18 protein-coding genes are annotated in these 21,347 nt (G+C 67.7%); 12 read left to right on the plus strand and 6 right to left on the minus strand.

Going from position 1 to position 21,347, the window contains the following annotated elements; translation table 11 throughout:
* The first annotated feature begins 3 nt into the window (after nucleotides 1-3).
* The 3 genes from GCU53_RS18410 (at nucleotide 4) to GCU53_RS26235 (ending at nucleotide 1,576) form a co-directional block, all read left to right on the plus strand.
* Nucleotides 4-291, plus strand: a complete 288-nt coding sequence (locus GCU53_RS18410; protein WP_152388884.1) for a TehB family protein — start codon at nucleotides 4-6, stop codon at nucleotides 289-291.
* Nucleotides 292-392: 101 nt separating this feature from the next.
* Nucleotides 393-1,019, plus strand: a complete 627-nt coding sequence (locus GCU53_RS18415) for a hypothetical protein (RefSeq protein ID WP_208845313.1) — start codon at nucleotides 393-395, stop codon at nucleotides 1,017-1,019.
* Nucleotides 1,016-1,576 carry a hypothetical protein gene (locus tag GCU53_RS26235; protein ID WP_244306841.1) on the plus strand — a complete coding sequence of 187 codons (561 nt, stop codon included), beginning with the start codon at nucleotides 1,016-1,018 and terminating at the stop codon, nucleotides 1,574-1,576. Before GCU53_RS18415 ends, GCU53_RS26235 begins: the two co-directional genes overlap by 4 nt.
* A 24-nt stretch (nucleotides 1,577-1,600) precedes the next feature.
* Here GCU53_RS26235 and GCU53_RS18425 read toward each other — a convergent pair whose 3' ends face one another.
* Both GCU53_RS18425 and GCU53_RS18430 read right to left on the minus strand, forming a co-directional pair.
* Nucleotides 1,601-2,920 carry a TldD/PmbA family protein gene (locus GCU53_RS18425; RefSeq protein ID WP_152388885.1) on the minus strand — a complete coding sequence of 440 codons (1,320 nt, stop codon included), beginning with the start codon at nucleotides 2,918-2,920 and terminating at the stop codon, nucleotides 1,601-1,603.
* Entirely contained in the window at nucleotides 2,920-4,362 is a 1,443-nt protein-coding gene (locus tag GCU53_RS18430) for a TldD/PmbA family protein (RefSeq protein ID WP_152388886.1), read from the minus strand. Before GCU53_RS18430 ends, GCU53_RS18425 begins: the two co-directional genes overlap by 1 nt.
* Before the next feature lie 139 nt (nucleotides 4,363-4,501).
* Here GCU53_RS18430 and GCU53_RS18435 point away from each other — a divergent pair, with 139 nt between their 5' ends.
* The 6 genes from GCU53_RS18435 (at nucleotide 4,502) to GCU53_RS18460 (ending at nucleotide 12,717) form a co-directional block, all read left to right on the plus strand.
* Nucleotides 4,502-4,843 carry a hypothetical protein gene (locus GCU53_RS18435; RefSeq protein ID WP_152388887.1) on the plus strand — a complete coding sequence of 114 codons (342 nt, stop codon included), beginning with the start codon at nucleotides 4,502-4,504 and terminating at the stop codon, nucleotides 4,841-4,843.
* A gap of 99 nt (nucleotides 4,844-4,942) precedes the next feature.
* Nucleotides 4,943-6,199 (plus strand): TolC family protein, encoded by a 1,257-nt coding sequence (locus tag GCU53_RS18440; RefSeq protein ID WP_152388888.1) that lies wholly within the window; start codon nucleotides 4,943-4,945, stop codon nucleotides 6,197-6,199.
* Entirely contained in the window at nucleotides 6,196-7,680 is a 1,485-nt protein-coding gene (locus tag GCU53_RS18445) for an efflux RND transporter periplasmic adaptor subunit (RefSeq protein WP_152388889.1), read from the plus strand. The genes GCU53_RS18440 and GCU53_RS18445 overlap by 4 nt, the downstream gene beginning before the upstream one ends.
* Entirely contained in the window at nucleotides 7,677-10,841 is a 3,165-nt protein-coding gene (locus GCU53_RS18450; RefSeq protein ID WP_152388890.1) for an efflux RND transporter permease subunit, read from the plus strand. The genes GCU53_RS18445 and GCU53_RS18450 overlap by 4 nt, the downstream gene beginning before the upstream one ends.
* Entirely contained in the window at nucleotides 10,838-11,200 is a 363-nt protein-coding gene (locus GCU53_RS18455; RefSeq protein WP_152388891.1) for a copper-binding protein, read from the plus strand. The genes GCU53_RS18450 and GCU53_RS18455 overlap by 4 nt, the downstream gene beginning before the upstream one ends.
* A gap of 371 nt (nucleotides 11,201-11,571) precedes the next feature.
* On the plus strand, nucleotides 11,572-12,717 hold the full coding sequence (locus GCU53_RS18460) for a hypothetical protein (RefSeq protein ID WP_152388892.1): 1,146 nt from the start codon (nucleotides 11,572-11,574) through the stop codon (nucleotides 12,715-12,717).
* A 22-nt stretch (nucleotides 12,718-12,739) separates the two neighbouring features.
* On the opposite strand, the gene GCU53_RS18465 is transcribed toward GCU53_RS18460, so the two are convergent.
* Genes GCU53_RS18465 through xseA form a run of 3 tightly spaced genes read right to left on the minus strand, consistent with a single transcriptional unit; the run spans nucleotide 12,740 to nucleotide 15,725 of the window.
* Nucleotides 12,740-13,564, minus strand: a complete 825-nt coding sequence (locus GCU53_RS18465) for a peptidoglycan DD-metalloendopeptidase family protein (protein WP_152388893.1) — start codon at nucleotides 13,562-13,564, stop codon at nucleotides 12,740-12,742.
* A gap of 21 nt (nucleotides 13,565-13,585) precedes the next feature.
* Nucleotides 13,586-14,350 (minus strand): M15 family metallopeptidase, encoded by a 765-nt coding sequence (locus tag GCU53_RS18470; RefSeq protein ID WP_152388894.1) that lies wholly within the window; start codon nucleotides 14,348-14,350, stop codon nucleotides 13,586-13,588.
* Nucleotides 14,351-14,354: 4 nt separating this feature from the next.
* Nucleotides 14,355-15,725 carry an exodeoxyribonuclease VII large subunit gene (gene xseA / locus GCU53_RS18475; protein WP_152389959.1) on the minus strand — a complete coding sequence of 457 codons (1,371 nt, stop codon included), beginning with the start codon at nucleotides 15,723-15,725 and terminating at the stop codon, nucleotides 14,355-14,357.
* Nucleotides 15,726-15,886: 161 nt separating this feature from the next.
* Here xseA and GCU53_RS18480 point away from each other — a divergent pair, with 161 nt between their 5' ends.
* The gene (locus tag GCU53_RS18480; protein ID WP_152388895.1) at nucleotides 15,887-16,543 is read left to right on the plus strand and encodes a TIGR02117 family protein; all 657 of its coding nucleotides are present in this window, start codon (nucleotides 15,887-15,889) and stop codon (nucleotides 16,541-16,543) included.
* Nucleotides 16,544-16,713: 170 nt separating this feature from the next.
* Here the strand turns inward: GCU53_RS18480 and GCU53_RS18485 are convergent, their stop codons facing one another.
* On the minus strand, nucleotides 16,714-17,691 hold the full coding sequence (locus GCU53_RS18485; RefSeq protein ID WP_152388896.1) for a D-2-hydroxyacid dehydrogenase family protein: 978 nt from the start codon (nucleotides 17,689-17,691) through the stop codon (nucleotides 16,714-16,716).
* Nucleotides 17,692-17,876: 185 nt separating this feature from the next.
* Between GCU53_RS18485 and GCU53_RS18490 the strand changes: the two genes are divergently transcribed.
* Nucleotides 17,877-19,727: a DEAD/DEAH box helicase gene (locus tag GCU53_RS18490; protein ID WP_152388897.1), complete on the plus strand. Its 1,851-nt coding sequence runs from the start codon at nucleotides 17,877-17,879 to the stop codon at nucleotides 19,725-19,727.
* 63 nt (nucleotides 19,728-19,790) lie between these two features.
* Nucleotides 19,791-21,260: an IMP dehydrogenase gene (gene guaB / locus GCU53_RS18495; protein WP_152388898.1), complete on the plus strand. Its 1,470-nt coding sequence runs from the start codon at nucleotides 19,791-19,793 to the stop codon at nucleotides 21,258-21,260.
* Nucleotides 21,261-21,347: the final 87 nt, after the last annotated feature.

The raw sequence follows: 21,347 nt of genomic DNA on the forward strand, positions 1-21,347 counted from the left end.
CCAATGAAAGTCCTGCCGGAAGACGTTCGACCCTATAAGAAAACGCCGGTCTTCACAGAGGAAACGGTGCCTCCGGGCCTATTGCGGCAGCACACGACGAAGGAGGGGGGCTGGGCGAAGATCGTGGTGCTGGAAGGCAGGCTGCTTTATCGGATATTGGCGCCGGAAGTGAGCGAGATTGTTCTGACACCCGATCGATGTGGTGTCGTCGAGCCTCAAGTGCCGCATGAAGTAAGTCCGGATGGCCCGGTCAGGTTCTTTGTCGAGTTTCATCGTGTGCCGGGGGAGTAACTCGCTTGTCCACGATCGCAACCGAACCATGTTCTGCTTGTTTCAGGTGATATTGAACTCACGCAGCGCATGAGCGCTGCCTGTCGCGTAACGTGCCGGACATGTTTATCCAGCGGCTGGAGGATATCTTGGAACCTTGGCACGAAGCCGACTCCATGGAATGGCAGCCTGTCACGGGAGCAGCGCTGATTGGATTGGCCCTGTCGGTCGGTTACATCGTCTGGCAGCATTGCTTCACATCCGACCGATGGGTGTTTCTGCTCGATAATGCCAACCTGGCAATCCATGAGGCGGGGCATCCCATCCTTGGCTTGTTGATGCCGGGTCTGGCGGTTTATGGCGGTACTCTTTTCCAGCTTCTGTTTCCTGCGCTGTTTGCCGGCCATTTCTGGCGGCAACGGCATGGCTTGGGCTGGTCCGTGGCACTCGTGTGGTTCGGCGAGAGTCTGCTGAATGTCGGGCGTTACATGGCCGATGCCCGCGTTCACCAATTGCCGTTGGTCGGTGGCGGCGATCACGACTGGACGGAGATTTTCAGTCGCTGGGATATGCTGGCCTGGGATACGGGTATCGCGGGCATTACCCGGTTGATCGGACTTGGCGTGATGCTGGCCGCCTTGTTCTGGGCGTGGAAACGCTGGCGCAGTGCTCGTGTCTGCCGCCGCCTGCGCCGCTCACCGGGCGATCGGATGTTTTCGGCCGACGGAAAAACTCGAATGAGGCGATGAACGTGAAAGAGCGGATCGGAAAACCAGGGGAGCCGGATTCCGGGGCTTCGTCGCTGGCGGATGACGGCCAGGACCGGGCTGGCGACGCGGCGACCGCATCGACGAGCGAAAGGCCGGCCCGCAAGGCTGCCGCCAACGGGTACGCCAGGGCCGCCATCGACACGGCGAAGACGCTTGCGGCGGTCACGGCGAGCGGAACGAGAAATATTCCCGGCAAGGTCGTCGCCAAGGTCAAGGCGCTCGATGCGAATCACAAGGACGTGGCCGACAAGATAGACACGGTCTCGATGGGGCTGGGCATCACGTCCGGCGTGGTGAGCGCCGGTGCGGTGCTCGCCGCCCCGACCGGCCTGAGTGCGATCGGCGTTGCCCTCGGACTAACCAGCGCGCCCCTGATCGTGACGGCCGCACCCATCGTCGGCGCCGCCGCCGCCGTAACGGGCGCTCTCTCGGGCGGAGCGTATTTCTATTCGAAATGGAAGTCGTCGAAGGCAGCGAAGGAGGAGCGGGCGGCCTTGGACTCCCAGCCGCTCGACTCGCCGGATGCGGGACAATAGGGGCCGCGACCAGGCCCCTTTTCTTCAAAGCGTCAGCGTGAACCGCCCGAGCAACGCTCCCGGCAGCGTCCTGGAGCCGCTTTGCCGCGCGCCATAGGTGCCGGCCGGCAGGATCATCTCGGGCTCGCGGGTAAGGGCTTCCAGATGGTGGCCGAGGAAGCTGAACACCGAGTCGTCGAAGCGCATGGTGTTGACCGGGGCATGGAGCTGGCCGTTTTCCACCCAGAAGGTGGCGAAGCGGGTCATGCCGGTCAGGCGGCCGGCCGGGCGGTCGGAGAAGTTGAGGTACCAGAGGTTGCCGATGTACAGGCCGGTGTCCAGGCTGGCCAGGATGTTGGTCTCTTCTAGTTCGCCGCCCGTCACCACCGGGGACAGCGGGTATTCGTGAGCCCCCGCGCCGTTGGCGGTCAGTCCGTGCTCGGCGGCACTGCGCGAACTGACCAGCCGCTCGCCCGGAAGGCCTCCTGCGAGCAGGCGCAGGTCCTGGCGCGGACCTTCGCTGGTGAAGGCCGGGGCCAGGCCACCGTTGATCCGCTCGTGGAGGTGCAGCAGCGGGCTGAGTTGCGCTTGGCCGGCGAACAGGCGCTGCAGGGGACTGCCGCCGCTGGCCAGGGCCTGGGCCGAGAAGCCGCCGCTGAGCATGTCGAGGATCTCGTCCAGCGCCGCCGGGGCCAGATAGGCCCGGTAGTCGCCCGGCGCCAGGGTCCGTGCCGGGCGGCCCAGGTATTCCAGTTGCTCGCGCGCCGAGGCCATGCGCCGGGCGAAGGCCAGGGCATCCCAGCGCTGGCCGGCATAGGCGCTCTTGACCGCCTGGCCGTTGGCGTGGAACAGGCTCCAGTCGAAGTTGAAGCTGCTCGCCGCATGCCAGCCAAGGGCGCCCCAGGAGCTGGCGAAGCCATGGTATTGCGGGCCGGCAGTGTAGATGCCGACCAGATCGAGACCCTCGCTGGCCTCGACGATCTGCCCGATCGCCGCATCGCTGTCGGGGAGCGCGGTCGGCTGCGCGGCCTCGCTCCGCCAGGGCTCCCGGTTGAGGCGCAGGTAGGGGTCGGGAGCCAGCGCCGGCACCACCGCGCGCAGCCGTTCCAGCGCATGGCGCAGGCGGGCGCGGTCTTCCTCGGCCACGCCGGTCAGGCTCAGCTCGAAGCGGGCATGGCGCTCGCCGAGATAGAGGGCGAGGGTGGCGAAGATCTGCTGCACCTGGCCGGCCTGGCGCACCCGCGCCCGGTTGAAGCGCACGAACTCCGAGACCTCGGCGCGGTAATCCAGGGTGAAGCCTTCGTCGGCGTGCAGCAGCGGCCGCAGGCTGTCGAGCAGGGCGTGGAAATGCTCACGGGCGTTCATCAGGCGGCCCCTCCGAATACGTCGATGGTCTTGAATACGCAGGCCGGCGAGGCGTGCCCGACGCGCACCGCCTGGTTCGGCTCGCCCTTGCCGCAGTAGGGCGTGCCGAGCACCTCGACGGTGGAGGCGTCGCCCACCGCGGCGAGGCTGCGCCAGAAGTGCGCGGAAATCCCGCGGTAGTTGGGGTTCTTCACCACGCCCTTGAGTTCGCCGTTCTCGATCAGTTGTCCCCATTCGCAGCCGAACTGGAACTTGTTGCGGGCATCGTCGATCGACCAGGAGCGGTTGGTGCTCATCAGGATGCCGCGCTCGATGCCGCCGATCAGCTGCGCCAAGCTCCGGTCGCCCGGTTCGACGTTGAGGTTGGCCATGCGGTCGATGGGCGCGCGGTTCCAGCTGCAGGCGCGGCTGCAGGCCACCCCCGGCAGGCCGGTGCGCAGCTGCGACAGGGCGCCGCCCAGCGGGCGCTGCAGGATGCCGCCGCGGATCAGGTATTCGCGCCGGGCCGGGGTGCCGTCGTCGTCGTGGCGGTAGCTGGCCAGCTCCTCGGGACGGCCTGGGTCGAAGGTGACGTCGAGCAGCGGCGAGCCGTACTGGTAGCGGCCGAAGTCCTCCAGGCGAACGAAGCTGGTGCCGGCATAGTTGCGCTCGTCGCCGAGGATGCGGTCCAGCTCCAGCGGATGGCCGATGGATTCGTGGATCTGCAGGACCATCTGGTCGGGCATCAGCAGCAGGTCGAGGGGGCCGCTGGGGGTATTGGGGGCGAGCAGCAGCTGCAGCGCCTCGTCCGCGACCCGGGGCGCTGCCCCCACCAGGCCGATCCGCTCGACGACCTCGGCGCCACCCTGCTGGCCGAAGTTGAAGCCGCCGAGGCTGCGGCTCTGGCTGTCGTGGCCGTCGCTGGCGGTCACGCTCAGCTCCGGATAGACGAAGCGCTGGGCCCGCCGCAGGCAGGCGCCGGCGCTGTTGAGGTAGATCTGCTCCACGCAGCTGACGCCGAGTCCGGCGCTCCAGTCCACCAGCCGCGCATCCTGGGGCACCCGTGCCGATTCGGCGCCCAGCACCTCGAACCAGTGGGACGGTCCGGCCAGCGGCCGCTCGTAGCCGGGCGCCACGTCGTCCGCCTCGCCGGTCGGCACCGGCAACTCCCGCACCTCCAGCAGCGCGTGCCCGGCCAGGGCGCGGGCCATGTGCTCGGCCCGCTCCAGGGCCGCCTGCAGCCCGGCCAGGGTGAGATCGCTGGTGGCCGCATAGGCTTCGACGCCGGCGATGCGTACCGTCAGCATGGCGCCGCAGTCCTCGCCGAAGGAAGGCGGCAGGGCGACGTTCCGGCGCACCCGGTAATGCTCGCTGATTTCGCGGACATGCCGCAGCGACCAGAAATCGGCGCTGCTGCGCAGGGCGGCGAACTGACGCGACAGCGCTTGGGCGGATTCGAACATGCAGTGGGTCCTGTGTGAGACGGGAGGGCATAGCCGCATTGTAGCGAGCCGCGACGGCGAGGCCGCCATGGAGTCTCCGACCGGTGGCTCCGGTTGTCCGTAATTGCCCGCCTCCCGAGCCGGGTACTAAACTCCGCCCATGAGACGCACTCTTCGGCTTTGTCTTCTCTTCCTGATCAGCCTGGCGCTGCCCCTCGGCGGCATGGCCGGGGCCGAGATGCCGGCCGATCCCTGTCCGATGAAGTCCGCCGGTATGGCGAAGATGGCGGATATGCAGCCGGATTGTTGCCATGACATGGCCGAGCATGGCAAGAAGGCGTGCAAGACCGGTCAGGAATGCAAGACCGCCAGCATGCTGCAGGTAGGTATCGCCAAGCCGGCGGTAATGCCCTCCAACCTCGTTCCTGCGGTTTCCTGCCGCGACCACTTTCCCTCCCAACTGCCCCCCGATCCCTGGCGACCTCCCCGGTCCCGCTCCTGAAGCTTTCCGAACCTGAACGTCATCCCGCTCCCTCGGTGCGCGGGATGGCCCATGCATGTGCCACGGCATGTGCACCGGATCCTTACAGGAAGCGTGAAGATGATTGCCCTACGCTATTGCCCCGGGTGGCCGATACCGGCCGTCCTGGCCACGATGCTGCTCGCCCTGCCGCGTCAGGGCGCGGCGCTGACGCTGGAAGAGGCCTTGCAGTTGGCCGAGCGCAATGCCCCGTCGTTGACTGCCCAGGCCGCCAAGCTCGAAGCGGCCAGAAACGCGGCCATTCCCGCAGGCGAGCTGCCCGACCCCAGGCTCGCGCTCGGCGTGCAGAACCTGCCGATCGAGGGCGACGGGCGCTGGAGCCTCGACAGGGACTTCATGACCATGCAGATGGTCGGGGTCATGCAGGAGGTGCCCAACCGCGACAAGCGCCGGGCACGGGTCGAGGCTGCCGAGGCGGCCGTCGACCGGGCTGCCGCCGAAAGCCGGATCGAGTATCTGAACGTCCGTCAGGCCACCGCGCAGGCCTGGATCGGCAGTCATGCCATCGAGCGCAAGCAGGCGCTGTTCCGGGAATTCTTCCGTGAGAATCGCCTGCTGGCCGAAGCTGTCCGGGCGCAGATAGCCGGCGGCCGCGCCCGGGCCGCCGATGCCGTGACCCCGCAGCAGGAGGCGGCCCTGCTGGCGGAGCAGGAGGACGAGCTGGTGCGCTCGCGCGCCCAGGCCCGTGCCGCACTCAGGCGCTGGATAGGCCCGGCCGCCGACGAGCCGTTGGCTGGCACTTTGCCCGAGTGGCCCATCGAGGCTTCGGAATATACCCGCAGGCTGCGCCACCATCCGGAACTGGCCGTCTTGGTGCCGATGACCCGCGAGGCCGAGGCCAGAGTGCGCGAAGCGCAGGCGGAGAAGAAATCCGACTGGAGCTGGGAGCTCGACTATCAGCGCCGCGGCCCCGAGTTCGGCGACATGATGAGCGTGCAGGTTTCGGTCGATCTGCCGCTGTTTCCGGGCTCCCGACAGAACCCGAATATCGCCGCCAGACAGGCCGAGCTGAGCCAGGTGGAGGCCGAGCGCGAGGCCCTCATCCGCGAGCATGCCGAGCGTCTGGAGGGCGAACTGGCCGAGTACGAGCGCCTGAGCCGCGCCGTGCGGCGCAGCCGGGACAGCCTGCTGCCCCTGGCCAGGGAAAAGGTCGAGCTGAGCCTGGCCAGCTACCGTGCCGGCATCGGCGATCTGGCCGCCGTCGTCGCCGCCCGCCGCGAGCTGGTCGCGGCGCGCCTGAGGCATATCGACTTCGAGGAGCAGCGCGCCTTGAGCGGCGCCCGCCTGCACTTCACCTACGGGGAGACCCGCCAATGACCGCCCGTATCTGGAAAAGCGTGTTGCTGGCGGGGTTGTCGGCCGCTCTCGGTGCTACCGGCGGCTACTGGCTCGGCCATCGACAGGACATGGGCGGTGCGCTCGGAGGCACGCCGGCCGGACCGGGTCACAGGCCGGACGAGCGCCAGGTCCTGTACTGGTACGACCCGATGTACCCGCAGCAGAGGTTCGACAAGCCAGGCAAATCGCCCTTCATGGACATGGACCTGGTGCCCCGCTATGCCGATGCCGGGGAAGAGGAAAGCGTTGTTAGCATCGACCCGAGAGCGACCCAGAATCTCGGCCTGCGCCTGGCCCGGGTCACCCGCGGTTCCTTTTCCTCCAGCCTGGAGGCAGTCGGCGTGCTGACGCTCAACGAGCGGGACATCGCGGTGATCCAGGCGCGCAGCGCCGGCTTCGTCGAGCGGGTCTATGCCCGTGCCCCGGGGGATGTGCTCAAGGCGGGTGCCCCCCTGGCCGACCTGCTGGTGCCGGAATGGGCAGCGGCCCAGGAGGAATTCCTGGCGCTCAGGCGCAGCGGCGACGCGGGCCTGCTGGCTGCGGCCCGGCAACGTCTGCGCCTGGCCGGGATGCCGGCGGCGCTGATCGGGCGTGTCGAGCGCAGCGGCAGGCCCCAACCGGTGCTGACCATCTCCACTCCTCTGGGCGGCGTGCTGCAGGAGCTGAATGTCCGGGCCGGAATGGCCGTGGCGGCCGGCGATACCCTGGCCCGGGTCAACGGCCTGGACAGGGTCTGGCTGGCGGTGGCCGTTCCCGAGGGCGAGACCGGCGGGATCGCCGTGGGCCTGCCGGCTGAGGCGCGGCTTTCGGCCTTTCCCGGCGAGACGCTGGAGGGGACGGTTGCCGCCATCCTGCCCGAGACGGACCCGAACAGCCGCACGCTGCGGGTGCGCGTCGAGCTGCCCAATCCGGACGGACGCCTGCGCCCCGGCATGACGGCCCAGGTGCGCCTGACCCGTCCGGGCGGGCAGGACGCGCTCTGGGTACCGAGCGAGGCCGTCATCCGTACCGGCCGCCGAGCCTTGGTGATGCGTGCCGAGGAGGCCGGACACTACCGTCCCGTGGAAGTCCGGCTGGGGCGGGAAAGCGACGGCAAGACCCAAGTGCTGCAAGGCCTCGAGGAAGGCCAGCAGGTGGTCGCCTCCGGACAGTTCCTGCTCGACTCCGAAGCCAGTCTTCGCGGGATCGTCGCCTCGGCTCCGGATACGCCGACGTCCGGGCCCGTGTCTGTCCTGCACGAGGCCGAGGGGCGGGTCGTGGCGATCGACGAGGGCGACGTGACCCTGGCCCATGGTCCGTTCAGGACGCTGGGCATGCCCGGCATGACCATGACTTTCCCGGTGGCCAGTGCCGCGCTGCTGCAGGATGTGCAGGTCGGCGACAAGGTACGGGTGGCGGCGAGCCAGAGCGACGAGGGCTTGCGGATCGAGCGCCTGGAGAAGATCGGAGACCGGCCATGATCGCCGCGCTGATCCACTGGTCGGTGGCCAACCGCTTCCTGGTGCTGCTGGCCACGCTGTTCGCCAGCGCCTGGGGCGTCTGGTCGCTGCAGAGCACTCCCGTCGATGCGCTGCCGGACCTCTCCGACGTGCAGGTGATCATCCGCACCTCCTATCCGGGACAGGCACCGCAGATCGTCGAGAACCAGATCACCTATCCGCTGGCCACCACCATGCTTTCGGTACCCGGCGCCAAGACCGTCCGCGGCTTCTCCTTCTTCGGCGACAGCTTCGTCTACGTGCTGTTCGAGGATGGCACCGACCTGTACTGGGCCCGCTCGCGGGTGCTGGAATACCTCAGCCAGGTTCAGAGCCGCCTGCCCCCTACGGCCAAGCCCGCCCTCGGGCCGGATGCCACCGGCGTCGGCTGGATCTACCAGTACGCCCTGGTGGATCGCAGCGGCCGGCACGACCTCGCCCAGCTCCGCGCCCTGCAGGACTGGTTCCTCAAGTTCGAGCTGAAGAGCCTGGCCGACGTCGCGGAAGTGGCCACCGTGGGCGGCATGGTGAAGCAATATCAGGTGCTGCTCGATCCGCTGCGCCTGGCCAGCCTGGGCATCACCCAGGCCGAGGTGATCGAAGCCATCGGCAAGGCCAACCAGGAAACCGGCGGCGCCGTGCTGGAGATGGGTGAGGCCGAGTTCATGGTACGGGCGTCCGGCTACCTGGAGACGCTGAACGACTTCCGCGCCATTCCGCTCAGGCTCGGTGCCGGCGGCATACCCGTCAGCCTCGGCGACGTGGCAAGCATCCAGCTGGGGCCGGAGATGCGTCGGGGAATCAGCGAACTGGACGGCGAGGGCGAGGTGGTCGGCGGCGTGGTGATTCTGCGCAGCGGCAAGAACGCCCGCGAAACCATCGCCAGGGTCAAGGAGCGGCTCGACGAGCTGCGGCAGAGCCTGCCGTCCGGAGTGGAGATCGTCACCACCTACGACCGCAGCAAGCTGATCGACCGCGCCGTGGAGAACCTCGGCCACAAGCTGCTCGAGGAGTTCGTCGTGGTGGCGCTGGTCTGCGCGGTCTTTCTCTGGCACCTGCGCTCTTCCCTGGTGGCGATCATCTCGCTGCCGATCGGCGTGCTGATCGCCTTCATCGTCATGCGCCAGCAGGGGATCAACGCCAACATCATGTCCCTGGGCGGGATCGCCATCGCCATCGGTGCCATGGTGGACGCCGCGGTGGTGATGATCGAGAACGCCCACAAGAGGGTCGAGGCCTGGTGTGCAGCCCATCCGGGTCAGGTGCTGCAGGGCGAGCGGCACTGGCAGGTGATGACCGAGGCGGCGACGGAGGTCGGGCCGGCGCTGTTCTTCTGCCTGCTGATCATCACCCTGTCGTTCATCCCGGTGTTCACCCTGGAGGCTCAGGAGGGGCGCCTGTTCGGCCCGCTGGCCTTTACCAAGACTTACGCCATGGCCGCCGCCGCCGGGCTGTCGGTGACCCTGGTGCCGGTGCTGATGGGCTACTGGATTCGCGGGCGGCTTCCCCGGGAGGAGCAGAATCCGCTGAACCGCTGGCTGATCAGCCTTTACCGGCCAGCCCTGGATGCGGTGCTGCGCCACCCGAAGGCCACGCTGTTGCTGGCGCTGCTGGTCTTTCTCAGCGCGCTGTGGCCGATTTCCCGGCTGGGCGGCGAGTTCCTGCCGCCGCTGGACGAGGGTGACCTGCTGTACATGCCTTCGGCGCTGCCGGGGCTGTCGGCGCAGAAGGCTGCCCAACTGCTGCAGCAGACCGACCGCCTGATCAGGACGGTGCCGGAGGTCGAGCATGTGTTCGGCAAGGCCGGCCGCGCCGAGACCGCCACCGACCCGGCGCCCCTGGAGATGTTCGAAACCACCCTGCAGTTCAGGCCCCGTGAGCAGTGGCGTCCCGGCATGACCCCGGAGAGGCTGGTGGAGGAGCTGGACCGGGTGGTGCAGGTGCCGGGGCTGACCAACATCTGGATTCCTCCGATCCGCAACCGCATCGACATGCTCGCCACCGGGATCAAGAGCCCGATCGGCGTGAAGATCGCCGGCACCAATCTGGCGGAGATCGACCAGGTCGCCCAGACGGTCGAGCGTGCGGCCCGGAGCGTGGCAGGGGTGAGTTCGGCCCTGGCCGAGCGGCTGGTTGGCGGGCGCTATGTCGACGTGGACATCGACCGGCGGGCCGCCGCAGGTTACGGGTTGAACATCGCCGATGTGCAGTCGATCGTGGCCAGCGCCATCGGGGGCGAGAACATCGGGGAAACCATCGAGGGCCTGGCCCGCTTCCCGATCAATGTGCGCTATCCGCGCGAGTGGCGCGACTCGCTCGAGGCCCTGGAGCAGTTGCCGATCTACACTCCGCAGGGGAGCCAGATCACCCTGGGGATGGTGGCGAGGATCAGGGTCGATGACGGCCCGCCCATGCTCAAGAGCGAGAACGCCAGGCCCTCGGGCTGGGTGTATATCGACGTGCGCGGCCGGGACATCGCCTCGGTGGTGGCCGACCTGCGCCAGGCCATCGACGAGCAGGTCGAGCTGCCGGCTGGCACGAGCCTGAGCTACTCCGGCCAGTTCGAGTATCTCGAGCGCGCCACGGCCAGGCTCAAGCTGGTGGTGCCGGCGACCTTGCTGATCATCTTCGTGCTGCTCTACCTGACCTTCCGCCGCCTCGACGAAGCCCTGCTGATCATGCTGATCCTGCCGTTCGCCCTGACCGGCGGGGTGTGGTTCCTCTACCTGATGGACTTCAATCTTTCCGTGGCCAGTGGTGTGGGCTTCATCGCCCTGGCCGGGGTCGCGGCCGAATTCGGCGTGATCATGCTGCTCTATCTGGGGCATGCCTGGCACAGAAGTCTGGCAGCCGGGCAGAGCGGCGATGGCGACCTGCTCGAGGCCATTCGCCAGGGGGCGGTGCAGCGCGTGCGGCCCAAGGCGATGACGGTGGCGGTGATCGTCGCCGGCCTGCTGCCGATCCTCTGGGGCAGCGGCACCGGCGGCGAAATCATGAGCCGGATCGCCGCGCCCATGGTCGGCGGCATGCTCAGCGCGCCACTGTTGTCTCTATTCGTGATCCCGGCTGCCTATCGGCTGCTGCGGCGCCCCGAACATCCGAACACTTCACCCATGAATCCCACAGAAGGAAGTCAGCAATGAAATACGCACTGATCGCCGGCATGACAGTTGTTCTCAGCCAGGCGGCAATGGCCGCAGATGGTCAACCCAAGCCGATGGACAGGATGTCCATGGGCCAACAAGGCACGCCGGCGGAGGAGCCGGGCAGCGTTGCGCCAACGGCCGAGGCCAGCGGTACGATCAAGGCCATCAATACCGAGAAAGGTACGGTCACCATTGTCCATGGTCCGGTGCCCACCTTGAAATGGCCGGCGATGACCATGGACTTCTCGGCCACTCCCGAGCAGATGAAAGGGCTTGAAGCCGGTGACGAGGTGAAATTCCAGTTTCGCGCAGAGGGCATGGAGGCCAAGATCCTTTCCATCCAGCCAATGCAATAAGACTGCGCCGATACTGGCTCAGGAAATTGAGCCAGTATCACTGGCAAAGGCTCACGGGCTTACTGTCGAATTGAGTTCACGGCTTCTATATCGTGCTCACGATAATTGAGTAAAGTCGGGAGCTGACAAGTTGTGGCTCTAAACGGTCAAGTTGGTATTGTTTCGATAGCAAAGTGGTTGTTGTCTTGCTGCTGGCGTTCTGCAGCCGCATTTTTTCTTGAGGCTGACATCTGCGCTTAATGTTTATCGGGTATGCAGAAGAATGCCGGGGCCGCTGTCCATGCAGCGGCCGTGTCGATACGGCGGGCCATCTTCCGGGAAGTGATGGGCGTCTGGAAGGTATCTTTTTACGGAAAAAAGGTTACCTGGTTATGGAAAGGCTCATTGGCATTCTTGCCCGGATAAGCACGACCCGTACTTTCAATTCGACAGTCGTGGCGCTCACCCTCATGGCCGTACTGATTGCGGGAGCCGGTTTTCCGCGTCACGACTGGGATCTGATCGGCTACGTGGCTTCCCTCTACAAGGCCGATGGTCTCGAAGGCCGGGCATTGAAGGACGCCGTGTACGGGGATGTCCTCGACAAGGTCGGAGACGAGGATTTCTCGAGGCTGATCGATGGCGAAGAATTCGGCGGGTACCGGGCAGCGGTATACCAGGATCCGCAGGCGCTGGAAGAGCAGATTCCCTTTTATTCCATAAGGCCTCTTTATCTGGCGGCCATGAAGTTCATGGGTTTGCTGGGCGAGTCCTATGCTTCCGCGGCCTATATGGCGAGCGCCCTGTTTGGCGCACTGTGCGTACTGGTGGCTTCCGGGATTCTGGCCCAGCAACGGATTCCGCAAGTGTTTCTGCCGGTGATGCTGATATTCGCCGGGGTATTCGGTGTGGCCAGACAGGCGTCGCCGGACTCGCTCGCCTGCCTGCTTTCCCTGGGGCTGATGTTCTGCTTTCTGCAAAGAAGCGCACTTTCCCTGCTGCTCGCGGCGCTGCTGCCGCTGGCGCGCACGGACTTCATCCTGCTCTCTCTGCTGTTCGCCGTGGTCGCCTGCTGGTTCTTCCCGAGGAAATGGGTGGCGTTGTCCGCCGGGGTGGCGCTGGCGCTCCATGTCGCCGTGAACCAGGCCAGTGGCAATTACGGTTACCTGACGATCTTCAATTTCACCTTGCTGGGCTTCGATCCCTATCCGGCGAGCATGCGTATTTCCACGGATATCGGCGAGTACGCCCGGGCCTACGCCACGGGCCTGGCGCAGGCGGTGCTCCATCCGCACTTTCTGGTCTATTTCCTGGCCGCGCTTTCGCTGCTGAACGGCTACCGGGCGGGTCGCAGGCTCGATGAGCTCGACTGCACCCTCATCCTCGCCCTGGCCTTCGTCATCTGTCACCTGGCGCTTTTCCCGCTGTACCTGGAGCGGTTCTTCCTGTTCCCGGCCCTCGTGTCCCTGATCTATGTGATCGAGCGGCCCAGGCTGCTCGTCAGATCGAGCGCAAAGCGGCGCCTGCACACCGCCTGAGGAGAGGCCGGGCCGGCGGCACTCACTTGCTGAAGGCGCCGATGAAGATCGCCGGATCGACCCTGGCATCGTTGAGGCTGACGTTCCAGTGCAGGTGCGGCCCGGTGGCCCGGCCGGTGGCGCCGACCCGGCCGAGCACGGCGCCGCGGGGCAGTTCGTCGCCGGTCTTCACCTCGACCTTGGAGAGGTGGCAGAACATGCTCACCAGGCCTTGGCCGTGGTCGACGAACACCGTCCTGCCGTTGAAGAAATAGTCGCCGACCAGGGTCACCCGGCCGGCCGCCGGGGTCTTGACCGGGGTGCCGGCCGGCACGGCGAAGTCCAGCCCGGAGTGCGGGTTGCGTTCCTCGCCGTTGAAGAAGCGGCGCAGGCCGAAGGGGCTGGAGAGGGGGCCGGCGACCGGCTTGTCGAACAGCAGGTTGCTCGGCTGGCGCGGCTCGAAGCGCCGGTAGGCGTCGCTCTGCTCGGCCAGCTCGCGCTCGATGCGTTTGAGGTCGTCCGGGTTCGGGTCGACCTGGCGCTGGTTCTTCAGGGTGATGCGCTGCTCGCGGTAGTGGCGGGGCTCGACCCGGAAGGCGAGGCTGCGGCCGTCCGCCTCGATCCGCTGCTCTCCCGGCTTGACCGACAGCGGGATGCCGACGATGGCGAGCCAGCGCTTGCCGTCCTCGCGGATCGTCAGCACCGGCTTGTCCTGGTAGCGCACCTTCGGCGCCGTGGGGCCGTCGCCCAGCTCGATGACCGCCACGCCGCCGGGGACCGGCTTGTCCAGCAGGCGGGAGATGAAGCCGTCGGCGTGGGCGGGCAGGGCGAGAAGCAGGGCACAGCAGGCGGCGAGCAGGCGTGACATGGCGGGTTCCGGTGGTCGGGTTCAGGTGGGGCTGGCGAAGCGCTCGGCCAGTTGCTGCTGCCACAGGCCTTCCAAGGTCGGCGGTGCGGTCGGGCCGTAGAGCGCCGCCGGCTGGCCGCGATACCAGGCCCACAGCTGGTCGCCATAGTCGTAGTGCCACCACTCGCTCGGCAGGTTGCTGAAGCCGGCCGCGAGCATGGCGTTGTGCAGCAGCCTGCGGCGGTCGCGGATCGCCAGCGCAACGCTGTCGCCGGCGGCCGCGCTCTCGTAGTGGGTGCTCAACGAGCGCGGGCCGACTTCGTCGAAGCGCGAGCCCATGTCCAGCCAGCGGCCCTGGGCGTCGCAGAGGGTCACGTCCACCGCGCCGCCGGTCAGGTGCGGGCTCGGCGCCTCTGGATCGCTGCTGGGCGGCGAGACGAACTGGCGGGTCAGGCGCTGCAGGGTCGCCGCGTCGGCCTGCGGATGATGCTGCGCCATGGCCGCTTCCAGGGTGCGGTACAGGTGCTGCTGCACGGCGATCGGCCGCCAGCCGTCGAGCACCACCAGCATCAGGCCGGCGGGCAGGCATTCGGCGGCGCGCAGAAGGCGCTCGAAGACCTCCTGGCGCACCTGGCAGTCGTCGACCGCCTGGGGGATGCCGAGATGGCGGTAGGCCGGGTAGACCCGCAGTGCGGGGGCCAGGCGCAGGCTGCTCAGCGCCTCGCCGCATTCGGCCACGGGGATGCGGGCGACCTGCGCCCAGTCGGGTTCGGCGAAGGCCGGGATCGCCCGGTTCGGCTCGTTCATCGGTTCAGTCCGGCTGTGGCAGGGAGGAGGAAGCGGCCTCGACCCGCAGCTCCAGCCCGCCCTCGGCGAGACGCGCATGCAGATGCTGGCCGGGCTGGGTCTGGGCGGCGGCGCGGATCGCCCGGCCTCGGTCGTCGAGGAGGATCGCATAGCCGCGGCCGAGGGTCGCCAGCGGGCTGACCGCCTGCAGGGTCTGCGCGGCGGCTTCGAGACGCTGGCGCCGCTCGCGCAGGGTGCCCTGCATGGCGCGCGGCAGGCGCTCGCCCAGGTGCTCCAGGCGTTGGCGCAGCAGGCCGAGCAGGCGTTCGGGATGCTGGGCGGCGAGGCGGGTGTCGAGGCGTGCCAGGCGCTCGCTGCCGTCCTGCAGACGACGCTGCATGGCGCGCCTGAGGCGCAGCTCGAGGTCGTCGAGACGCTGGGCCTGCTGCTGCAGGCGCTCGCCGGGATGGCGCAGGCGCCGGCGCAGGCCGTCGAGCTGCAGGCGGCGGGCGGCGAGCAGGTGCTGCATGCGCAACTGCAGGCGGCGCTGCAGGCCGTCGAGGCGGCGTTCGAGGTCGCTGCTGTCGGGGGCCAGCAGTTCGGCGGCGGCCGAGGGCGTCGGCGCGCGCAGGTCGGCGACGAAGTCGGCGATGGTCACGTCGGTCTCGTGGCCGACGGCGCTGACCAGCGGCGTCGCGCAGGCGGCGACGGCGCGGGCCACGGCTTCCTCGTTGAAGCACCAGAGGTCCTCCAGCGAGCCGCCGCCGCGGGCCAGGATCAGCGCGTCGAAGCCTTGGCGGTCGGCCAGTTCGAGGGCGTGGACGATCTGCGCGACCGCCTCGCGGCCCTGCACCGCGGTGGGCACCAGGGTCAGCTCGACCTGCGGCGCGCGGCGGCGGAACACCGAGACGATGTCGCGGATCACCGCGCCGGTCGGCGAGCTGACGATGCCGATGCGCTGCGGATGGGCCGGCAGTGGGCGCTTGCGCCCGGCGGCGAACAGGCCTTCGGCGGCGAGCCGCTCCTTGAGCGCCTCGAAGGCCAGGCGCAGGGCGCCGTCGCCGGCCGGCTCGACCAGGTCGAGGATCAGCTGGAAGTCGCCGCGGCCCTCGTACAGCGAGACCTTGCCGCGCACCCGCACCGCCAGCCCGTCGCGCAGGATCTCGCGCACGCGCAGGGCGTTCTGCCGGAACAGCGCGCAGCGCACCTGGGCCTGGCGGTCCTTGAGGGTGAAGTAGAGGTGGCCGGAGGCCGGGCGGGCGAGGTTGGAGATCTCGCCCTCGACCCAGACCTGGGCGAACACGTCCTCCAGCAGCATGCGGGCGCGGCCGTTGAGCTGGCTGACGGTGAGGATTTCCCGGTCGAGGCCGAGGCGTTGGAAGGGATCGGTGAGCATGGCCGGCATGATAAGCCGCCACGGCGACGGCGGGAACCGCGCTGGCACCCGCGTTCCGGCCTGGATGTATCGGTGTGTTCACGGCGGAGCGGCCGTGAAGGCCGTGGCGCTCCGGGGTTGTCCGTGTCTTATGCTGAAGTACCGCTCATGAAAGCCATGCCATGAAGAACATTCTGTCGGTAATCCTGGTGGTGCTCATCTCGGGATGTTCGGCGCAACCGGCCGTGGTTCCGCCTTCCGAGGGCAGTGCGGGGAAGGGTCATAACGAAATATACATAGTGAGCCATGGGTGGCATACCGGCTTCGTTCTTCCGGCAGAAGATGTGCAAAGACGGCTTCCTGAGCTGAAGAGGCGGTTCGGAAGCACGGCCTATATCGAGTTTGGCTGGGGTGACGAGGGGTTTTATCAGGCTGAAGAAGTCACCTCGGGGCTAACGCTGAAGGCGATACTCTGGCCGAGCGAATCGGTGATGCATGCGGTTGCTGTGCCGGTTGCGGCCGATGAGTACTTTTCCGGCCATGAGATGGTGAAGTTGTGTCTCACCGGTGGCGAGCTTCGCTCATTGGTGGACTTTATCGAAGGCAGTTTTTACAAGGATGAAAGGGGAGAAATACGCCGGTTGGGAGATGGCATCTATGGGGATAGCCAGTTTTACAAGGGAGTGGGTGAGTATCATCTGATGAATACTTGCAATAAGTGGACGGCGAAGGGCTTGAGAAGCGCCGGAGTGGACATATTTCCTGCATTCAAATTGACTGCGGGCAGCATCATGAAGTCGATCGCGAAGGTTGAGTGCAATACCCGAGCAGTCCCCTGAGCTGCTGGTCTTGCCCAAGGAGTGCAACGGATCGGAGTGTCTTGCAACGCCCTCTCCCCGCGGGGGGAGGCTGGCATCTTGGCCAACCTCCTTCTTCCCGGCTCCTCGGCTTTGGCCTTCTGCACCCATGCGGATGTTTTCCAGGCATGAAAGGGTGAATCCTCGTACGCCTAGTGCCCCGCCAGCACCTGCGGATTGGCCAGGTTGCGCGGCTCGCCGGCGAAGAACGCCAGCAGGTTGTCGAAGGCGTCGCCGAAGTACAGCTCGTAGCCGTGCTTCTCGACATAGCCCAGGTGCGGGGTGCAGAGCACCCGCGGGTGGTTCAGCAGCGGATGGGCGGGGTCGAGGATCGGCTCCTGCTCGAACACGTCGAGGGCGGCGAAGCCGGGGCGGCCGGCGTCCAGGGCGCGGAGCAGGGCGCCGGGGGCGATCAGTTCGGCGCGGCTGATGTTGACCAAGAGGGCGTCAGGCTTCATCCGCGCCAGGTCGTCGAAGCCGACGATGTGCCGGGTGGCGGGTGCCAGGCGCAGATTGAGGCTGAGCACGTCGGCCGCGGCGAAGAAGGCTTCGCGGGAGGCGGCGGCGCGGTGGCCGTGGGCGACGGCGGTCTGGCGCGAGGTCTCACTGCCCCAGACCAGCACCGGCATCTCGAAGGCCTGGGCGTAGCGGGCCAGGCGCTGGCCGATCTTGCCGTAGCCCCAGATACCCAGGGTCAGCCCGGCCAGGCGTTCGCCGAGATTGGTCTGCCAGCGGCCCGCATGGAAAGCGGCGATGGCCGGCAGCAGTTGGCGGCGGGCGTTGAGGATCAGTGCCCAGGCCAGCTCGGCCGGGGCGACCGGCGAGCCGCGCCCCTCGGCCACGGCGACGCCGTGGCGGGTGCAGGCGTCGAGGTCGAGGTGGGCGGCGATCTTGCCGGTCTGGCTGATCAGCCTGAGCCTGGGCAGACGGGCCAGCAGGGCTTCGTCGATGCGCGTGCGCTCGCGGGTCAGCACCAGCGCGTCGGCGTCGGCGAAGCGCTCGGCGAGGCGTTGCGGGTCGCTCTCGGCGTCGTGGAAGACCTCGACGCTGTGGCCGGAGTCGCGCAGGCGGGCGAAGCAGTCGAGGGTGCGGATGACGTCCTGGTAATCGTCGGGGATGACGATGTGCATGGCGGTGTTTCCCTGGCCGGTGGGCCGAGTTCTAGCAGAGAGGAAGTGGGGCCGTCACGCTCGGGAGAGCGTCGTTCCCGGCTCGATCCGTTGTCGAAGTGAGACGTACGTACAGGAAGTCCTCTACCATTTGTGCCTCGTCCTGCCCGTGGGGCGGAGTCATTGCAATCGAAACAGGGGACTTCATGGCCAAACTCATCCCGGCGCCCGACGCCTGTCTTTCGCGCATGACGGCTGGGGAGCGGCAGGTCGCCCGCGTGCTGCTGGACAGGCTCGAGGACGATTGCCTGGTCTGGTACGACCTTTTCCCCGGCGAGCGTCGCTACCCCGGTTTCATCGTCCTGCATCCCGAACGCGGCCTGCTGTTTCTCGAGGTGCGGGATTGGCGGGCGGCCACTCTCAAGCGGATGTCCCGCACCACCTGTACCCTGGAGACCGACGAGGGACGCCGGGAGGTGACGCATCCCCTGGAGCTGGCGCGCCAGTGCGCGCAGCGGGTGCTGAAAGACCTGCTGGGCGATCCGCGGCTGTGCCGGAACGAGGAGGAACATGTTGGCCGACCGGTCTTCCCCTGCGGTTGGGGGCTGGTCCTCACCGGCATCGCGCGTGCCCAACTGGAGCGTGGCATGCCCGCCGAGGCGCGCGAGCAGCTGCTGCCGTCCCGGCGAGTGCTCCATGGGGACGAGCTGCACGAGTTGGAGCCCGCTGTCCTGCGCCGGCGCCTCGAGCAGATGTGCGAGCCGGACGGTTCCGTCCGGCTGACGCGCGCGCAGATCGACGTCATCCGCTGGCACCTGTTCCCCGAGCTGCGCATCGGCGACGACGGCCTGCCATTGCCCCGCAATGCACCGGTGCCGGCCGGCGGCATGCGCGTCATGGACCTGCGCCAGGAGTACATCGCCCGCAATCTGGGCGAGGGGCAGCAGGTCGTCCACGGTGTCGCCGGCTCCGGCAAGACGCTGATCCTCGGCTACCGCTGTCTGCATCTGGCCGCGACGCTGCACCGGCCGATCCAGGTGCTGTGCTTCAACGCCGCCCTGGCGGCCAGGCTGCGCGACTTCGTCGCCGCACATGGGGTCGACGAGCGGGTGCAGGTCCAGCACTTCCACGACTGGTGCGAGCGGCAGCTCGAGACCTGGCGGGTCGAGTTGCTGGAAGGGGAGGACGAGCACTACTGGCGTGTCGCCGATTCGGTGATCGCCGGAGTGGAGCGCGGGCAGATTCCCGACGGCCAGTACGGCGCGCTGCTGATCGACGAGGGCCACGACTTCGAGCCGGAATGGCTGCGCCTGCTGACCCGCATGACCGATCCCGCGGGCGGTTCGCTGCTGCTGCTTTATGACGACGCCCAGTCGCTCTGCCGGAAGCGTTCGGCGCAGGGCTTCAGTCTGGCCAGCGTGGGTATCCGGACGCCGGGCATACGGGCGCCGGGCCGCAGCTCCGTTCTGCGCCGCAACTACCGCAACAGCCGGGAGATCCTCGCATTCGGCCGCCGTCTGCTCGGCGAGCATCTGACCGACGGCGAGGCGGGCATGCCGCTGCTGGAGCCGCAGGTGGTCGGCGATCCGGGGCCGCGGCCGGCGCTGCGGCATTTCCCGCGGCTGTCCGGCGAGACGGCCCATGCCGCCTGCTGCCTGCGCCAGTGGCATGCCGAGGGATTGCCCTGGAGGGATATGGCGGTCCTCTATCCTCAGGGGGGGGCCGGCGAGGCCATGGTCGAGGCGCTGGCTGCGCTCGGCATTCCCCATGCCTGGCTCGAGGAGATCGAGGCACGCCGCGGCTACCGCGCCGATGCGGAGCGGGTGTCGGTCATGCCCATCCAGGCCGCGAGGGGGTTGGAGTTCGCCGCGGTGGTGCTGCTCGACGCCTCCTTCGTGGCGCCGGGCGAGGAGGCCGGCAGCACGTTGCCCGAGCGGCTGCAGCTGCTGCATGTCGGCATCGCTCGGGCGAGGCAGCGATTGGTGATCGGGTTCCACCGCAGCAATGCGGTTGCCCGGGCACTGGTCAGGGACGAACTGAGCTGCTATGCACATTGAGCCGGGCCTGGGGGCTGGGTATAATGTCGCGCTTCCATTTTTTCCCGCCTGGGAGCCCCCGCCATGCTGCGTATCAGTCAAGAAGCCCTGACTTTCGACGACGTTCTTCTCATCCCTGGATATTCTGACGTACTGCCCAAGGATGTCAGCCTCAAGACTCGCCTGACGCGCGGCATCGAGCTCAACATTCCGCTGGTGTCCGCCGCCATGGACACCGTCACCGAGGCCCGCCTGGCCATCGCCATGGCCCAGGAAGGCGGTATCGGCATCATCCACAAGAACATGACCGTCGAGCAGCAGGCCGCCGAGGTGCGCAAGGTCAAGCGCTTCGAGTCCGGGGTGGTCAAGGATCCGATCACCATCGACGCCGATGCCACCGTCCGCGATCTCTTCGACCTGACCCGTCAGCACAACATCTCCGGCGTGCCGGTGCTTTCCAACGGCGATCTGGTGGGCATCGTCACCTCCCGTGACGTGCGTTTCGAAAGTCGCCTGGATGCCCGGGTGCGCGAGGTGATGACGCCGAAGGAGCGTCTGGTCACCCTGCGCGAGGGCGCCGACAAGGAGGAGGCCCGCCAGCTGCTGCACAAGCACCGCATCGAGCGCGTGCTGATCGTCGACGACGCCTTCCGCCTGAAGGGCATGATGACCGTCAACGACATCGAGAAGGCCAAGGCCTACCCGCTGGCCAGCAAGGACGACCAGGGCCGCCTGCGCGTCGGCGCCGCGGTGGGCACCGGCGCCGAGACGCCGGACCGCGTGGCCGCGCTGGTCGCCGCCGGGGTCGACGTGGTGGTGGTGGACACCGCCCACGGCCACTCCAAAGGCGTGATCGAGCGGGTGCGCTGGGTCAAGCAGAACTTCCCCGAGGTGCAGGTGATCGGCGGCAACATCGCCACCGGCGAGGCTGCCCTGGCGCTGGCCGAGGCCGGCGCGGACGGCGTCAAGGTGGGCATCGGGCCGGGCTCGATCTGCACCACCCGCATCGTCGCCGGGGTCGGCGTGCCGCAGATCAGCGCCATCGCCAACGTTGCCGCGGCCCTGCAGGGCACCGGCGTGCCGCTGATCGCCGACGGCGGCATCCGCTTCTCCGGCGACCTGTCCAAGGCCATCGTCGCCGGCGCCTACTGCGTGATGATGGGCTCCATGTTCGCCGGCACCGAGGAGGCGCCGGGCGAGGTCGAGCTGTTCCAGGGCCGCTCCTACAAGGCTTACCGCGGCATGGGCTCGCTGGGTGCCATGGCGCAGAGCCAGGGCTCGTCCGACCGCTACTTCCAGGACTCCTCGGCCGGCGCCGAGAAGCTGGTGCCGGAAGGCATCGAGGGGCGCGTGCCGTACAAGGGCGCGCTGGCGGCGATCATTCACCAGCTGATGGGCGGCCTGCGTGCCTCCATGGGCTATACCGGGAGTGCCGACATCGAAGCGATGCGCACCAAGCCGCAATTCGTGCGCATCACCGGTGCCGGCATGGCCGAGTCGCACGTGCACGACGTGCAGATCACCAAGGAGGCGCCCAACTACCGCGTCGGCTGAAAAATCGATTTGACGCTGCTGCGCTTGGCCATGCCGCGTTGGAAAGAGATTCGGAATGCTCATTTGCTTCAGCAAACTCCGCTTCCT

Source organism: Azotobacter salinestris, assembly GCF_009363155.1.
GTDB lineage: Bacteria > Pseudomonadota > Gammaproteobacteria > Pseudomonadales > Pseudomonadaceae > Azotobacter > Azotobacter salinestris.

Coding starts and splice junctions, on each gene's coding strand:
- GCU53_RS18435 (WP_152388887.1), top strand. CDS start 4,502: ATGAGACGCACTCTTCGGCTTTGTCTTCTCTTCCTGATCAGCCTGGCG.
- GCU53_RS18480 (WP_152388895.1), top strand. CDS start 15,887: ATGAAGAACATTCTGTCGGTAATCCTGGTGGTGCTCATCTCGGGATGT.
- GCU53_RS18415 (WP_208845313.1), top strand. CDS start 393: ATGTTTATCCAGCGGCTGGAGGATATCTTGGAACCTTGGCACGAAGCC.
- GCU53_RS18450 (WP_152388890.1), top strand. CDS start 7,677: ATGATCGCCGCGCTGATCCACTGGTCGGTGGCCAACCGCTTCCTGGTG.
- xseA (WP_152389959.1), bottom strand. CDS start 15,725: ATGCTCACCGATCCCTTCCAACGCCTCGGCCTCGACCGGGAAATCCTC.
- GCU53_RS18465 (WP_152388893.1), bottom strand. CDS start 13,564: ATGTCACGCCTGCTCGCCGCCTGCTGTGCCCTGCTTCTCGCCCTGCCC.
- GCU53_RS18410 (WP_152388884.1), top strand. CDS start 4: ATGAAAGTCCTGCCGGAAGACGTTCGACCCTATAAGAAAACGCCGGTC.
- GCU53_RS18470 (WP_152388894.1), bottom strand. CDS start 14,350: ATGAACGAGCCGAACCGGGCGATCCCGGCCTTCGCCGAACCCGACTGG.
- GCU53_RS26235 (WP_244306841.1), top strand. CDS start 1,016: ATGAACGTGAAAGAGCGGATCGGAAAACCAGGGGAGCCGGATTCCGGG.
- GCU53_RS18425 (WP_152388885.1), bottom strand. CDS start 2,920: ATGAACGCCCGTGAGCATTTCCACGCCCTGCTCGACAGCCTGCGGCCG.
- GCU53_RS18455 (WP_152388891.1), top strand. CDS start 10,838: ATGAAATACGCACTGATCGCCGGCATGACAGTTGTTCTCAGCCAGGCG.
- GCU53_RS18445 (WP_152388889.1), top strand. CDS start 6,196: ATGACCGCCCGTATCTGGAAAAGCGTGTTGCTGGCGGGGTTGTCGGCC.
- GCU53_RS18440 (WP_152388888.1), top strand. CDS start 4,943: ATGATTGCCCTACGCTATTGCCCCGGGTGGCCGATACCGGCCGTCCTG.
- GCU53_RS18490 (WP_152388897.1), top strand. CDS start 17,877: ATGGCCAAACTCATCCCGGCGCCCGACGCCTGTCTTTCGCGCATGACG.
- GCU53_RS18460 (WP_152388892.1), top strand. CDS start 11,572: ATGGAAAGGCTCATTGGCATTCTTGCCCGGATAAGCACGACCCGTACT.
- GCU53_RS18430 (WP_152388886.1), bottom strand. CDS start 4,362: ATGTTCGAATCCGCCCAAGCGCTGTCGCGTCAGTTCGCCGCCCTGCGC.
- GCU53_RS18485 (WP_152388896.1), bottom strand. CDS start 17,691: ATGCACATCGTCATCCCCGACGATTACCAGGACGTCATCCGCACCCTC.
- guaB (WP_152388898.1), top strand. CDS start 19,791: ATGCTGCGTATCAGTCAAGAAGCCCTGACTTTCGACGACGTTCTTCTC.